This is a genomic window from Archangium sp., from assembly GCF_036389735.1.
Taxonomy (GTDB): domain Bacteria; phylum Myxococcota; class Myxococcia; order Myxococcales; family Myxococcaceae; genus Archangium.
The window spans coordinates 1-2,975 of sequence record NZ_DASVWK010000316.1 but is presented as its reverse complement, the minus strand read 5'-3'; the positions used below and the strand labels follow the sequence as shown (position 1 = coordinate 2,975).

Sequence of the window (2,975 nt, the reverse complement as noted above, 5' to 3'; positions counted from 1 at the left end):
TCAGTCCGGCGAGGCCGCTCTCCTGCTCAAGGAACTCAAGCGGGCCACCGAGACCTGGCGGCGGCAGCAGCAGACTCCGAAGGCCCGCGCCTCCTGAATCCAGCAGCCCCCTGAGGCCCGCCGGCCCTTGCTCCCTCGTGTGCTCTCCGAGGGAGCAATGAAACCGGGACGAAAGGTTCGCTGAGGATGTGTGGCCTGCCCATTACCGGTTGGGACGGAGGGAAGCGATGAGCTCCTCTGCCGAGGCCCTGTTCGGCGGTCCAATGCCGGATCGGCAACCATGGGAGGCCCCTTGAGGACAGAAGCGAATTCCTTACAGCCTCAGTCGGCCGGTGGCGCGGAACCCGACCTGTAACGCTTACGGACTTTCCGTCCACCGCAGTGCGGTCGCATCGGCCAAGTATGCGTTGCGACTGAAGAAATCCCGCGAACGAGGGTGGCACACACGTTGCTCTAGGCACCCACCATCAAGTTGTCACGCGGACCCAAACCTCTTCTCACAGGCCTCGGCGCGAGGCCCCTTCGGAGAACCCATGCAGCTCTCTACTGAGCAGTCGTCGAACTCGGGCTCGCTGGCGATGTACCTCTCGGAGATCAACCAGTACGCCCTGCTCACGGTAGAGGAGGAGCAGTCCCTGGCCCGCCGGTTCATCAAGGGGGACCTGGCCGCGGGCCACCGCCTCGTGACGAGCAACCTGCGCTTCGTGGTGAAGGTCGCCTACGAGTACCGCTCCTACGGCATCAAGATGTCCGACCTCATCCAGGAGGGGAACATCGGCCTGATGAAGGCCGTGCAGAAGTTCGATCCGGACAAGGGCATCCGCCTCATCTCCTACGCGGTGTGGTGGATCCGCGCGTACATCCAGAACTACATCCTCAAGAGCTGGAGCCTGGTGAAGCTCGGGACGACCCAGGCCCAGCGCAAGCTGTTCTTCAGCCTGGCCCGCACCCGCCGCGAGCTGGAGAAGCTCGGCGCCGATGACGGCTCCGTGGTGAACGTGGATGAGATCGCCAAGAAGCTGCACGTGAAGCCCGGCGAGGTGCGCGAGATGGAGCAGCGCATGGGTGGGCGGGATCTGTCGCTCGACGCGCCGATGGGCGAGGACGGGGGCAACAGCCACGTGGACTTCGTGGTGAGCGCCAGCGCGCCGCAGGACGACGAGTTCGCGGACAAGGAGGAGGCGGGCCTCATCAACGCCCGCGTGCGCACGGCGCTGATGCGGCTGGATCCGCGCGAGCGCTTCATCATCGAGCAGCGCGTGATGAACGAGCGCCCGATGACGCTCAAGGAGCTGGGCGAGCACTTCGGCTTCTCGCGCGAGCGCGCCCGCCAGCTGGAGCTCCGCGCCAAGGACAAGCTCAAGGCCGAGCTGGCCGCGCTGATGGCCGAGGTGGATCCGGACGCCGCCGCGGCCATGCAGTAGGCCCGACAATCCGGGGGTAGCAGGGGTCGCCAAGCGCCTCCACTCCGATGAGGGGTGGGGGCGCTTCGTGTTTCTACTGGGCCGCGTTCTCGCCCCTACTCCAGGAAGCGGCGATCCCAGCGGAGCACTTCCTCGGGGATTGGCTTGCTGAAAGTGAAAGGGGGCCTTCGTCGGTAGAGGTGGGGTTCGAGGAGTCGCGCGAGTGCGCGGTGTGGCTGGAGCGTCCGACCCGCATCCACATCCCCCACCTCCGGCCGATCGCCGAGGGTGATGAGAACCCGGTCTCCACTCATCTCCTGGAGGGAGATGCCCGGGAGCGACAGGCGCTCGCGCAGACTGGCGACACCGCCGAGCTTGCCGAGCACCGGCTGCCCGAGGAAGTTCATCCAGTGCACCCCGTCCACCCAGGTGTTCATGTGCATGGTTGCCTTGCTCGCGGCCAGATGTACGCCCGGGTAGCGCGAGCGGATGAGCTTGAGGGCCTCGACCGAATCCCCTCTGGACGAGCAGAGGACGAAGTCCACATACCCCGAGTTGAAGGGGAGCTCCGCCGCCAGGTCGAGGGCGAGCGCATGGACCCGTTCCGGACCCCGCTCTTCCAAGAACGCCGTGGGCAGGCGCAAGTATAGGACGCACACGTCGTCCTCACGCTCTGGCCAGGGAAGGGGGATGACGTCCAACCCCCGGTAATCCACGAGGAGGTCATCCATTCTAAGGGTTTTACCCTCCAACATCAGGGAGCCGGACCTACCGGGCCCTGGATCCAGCGTTTTCCCGCGGGTCCTTTCCCAGGAAGCGTCATCGAGCGGCTCGGCCTGCCCATCACCCGTGTTGTTCCAGGCGAGCTGGTAGGGCCGTATCCCTTCCCGGAAGATTTCCACGGCCCGGATGACGGCGGGTGCGATCCTCTCGTTGGCATGCCTCAGGTAGAAGCACATGACCAGGGCATCACTTGCGCCCAGCACGCCGTCCTTGTCGTGGTACCGCAATCTCGGGTAGCGCATGTGAACCTGGCGTTCTACTCTTCCTTGATCGGGACTATTCCGTCCCGTGGGGAGACAAGTCTGGGTTTCACCCCGAGGATTTCTTCATAAACGTCTCCCTGTAACTCATCCCTCCAGCGCCCTTCCGCGTACGTCTCCCAGCGAGCACTATTGGTTTCCGGGCACGGGAACTTGAGATCGTACACGTGGACGATGAAGCCCTTCTCGTCCAAGAGGATGATGTCCGGCTCGATGGTTCCGGTCAGGCCCTTCCACCCCTCCCCACCACCTCGGCGGCCTGTGCCATCTCGGGAGACCCGGTACAGCGCTCCCACTGACCGGGAAACTGCTTGAGACAGCACTCGAGCGACAGGTCCCGGGGACCGCACTTCCCCACCCCCTCAATGGGCTCGGATTCCAGGAGGCAGCCTCCCTGGAGCACTGCCAGGAGCACCAGCAGCCGCACGGGCCTCCTCTTCGCGGTATGAAGCATGGAACCCAGCATAGAGGCACATGAGCAGGCACCCAGAAGACGGAGGGACGGGTACAGGTGGCGAGCATCCGTCAG

3 protein-coding genes are annotated in these 2,975 nt (G+C 64.8%); 1 reads left to right on the top strand and 2 read right to left on the bottom strand.

Features of this window, described 5'->3' with window-relative positions; translation table 11 throughout:
* Positions 1–533: 533 nt before the first annotated feature.
* A complete protein-coding gene (locus tag VF794_RS11195; protein ID WP_331109548.1) occupies positions 534–1,424 on the top strand; it encodes an RNA polymerase factor sigma-32 in 891 nt (296 codons plus the stop codon).
* A gap of 95 nt (positions 1,425–1,519) precedes the next feature.
* Here VF794_RS11195 and VF794_RS11190 read toward each other — a convergent pair whose 3' ends face one another.
* Entirely contained in the window at positions 1,520–2,428 is a 909-nt protein-coding gene (locus VF794_RS11190) for a type VI immunity family protein (protein WP_331109546.1), read from the bottom strand.
* Positions 2,429–2,442: 14 nt separating this feature from the next.
* Complete coding sequence (locus VF794_RS11185) at positions 2,443–2,742, bottom strand: hypothetical protein (RefSeq protein WP_331109544.1); 300 nt, start codon at positions 2,740–2,742, stop codon at positions 2,443–2,445.
* Positions 2,743–2,975: the final 233 nt, after the last annotated feature.

What these genes read in the sequence shown, in the direction of transcription:
- VF794_RS11195 (WP_331109548.1), top strand. Translation starts at nt 534, where the DNA reads ATGCAGCTCTCTACTGAGCAGTCGTCGAACTCGGGCTCGCTGGCGATG.
- VF794_RS11190 (WP_331109546.1), bottom strand. Translation starts at nt 2,428, where the DNA reads ATGCGCTACCCGAGATTGCGGTACCACGACAAGGACGGCGTGCTGGGC.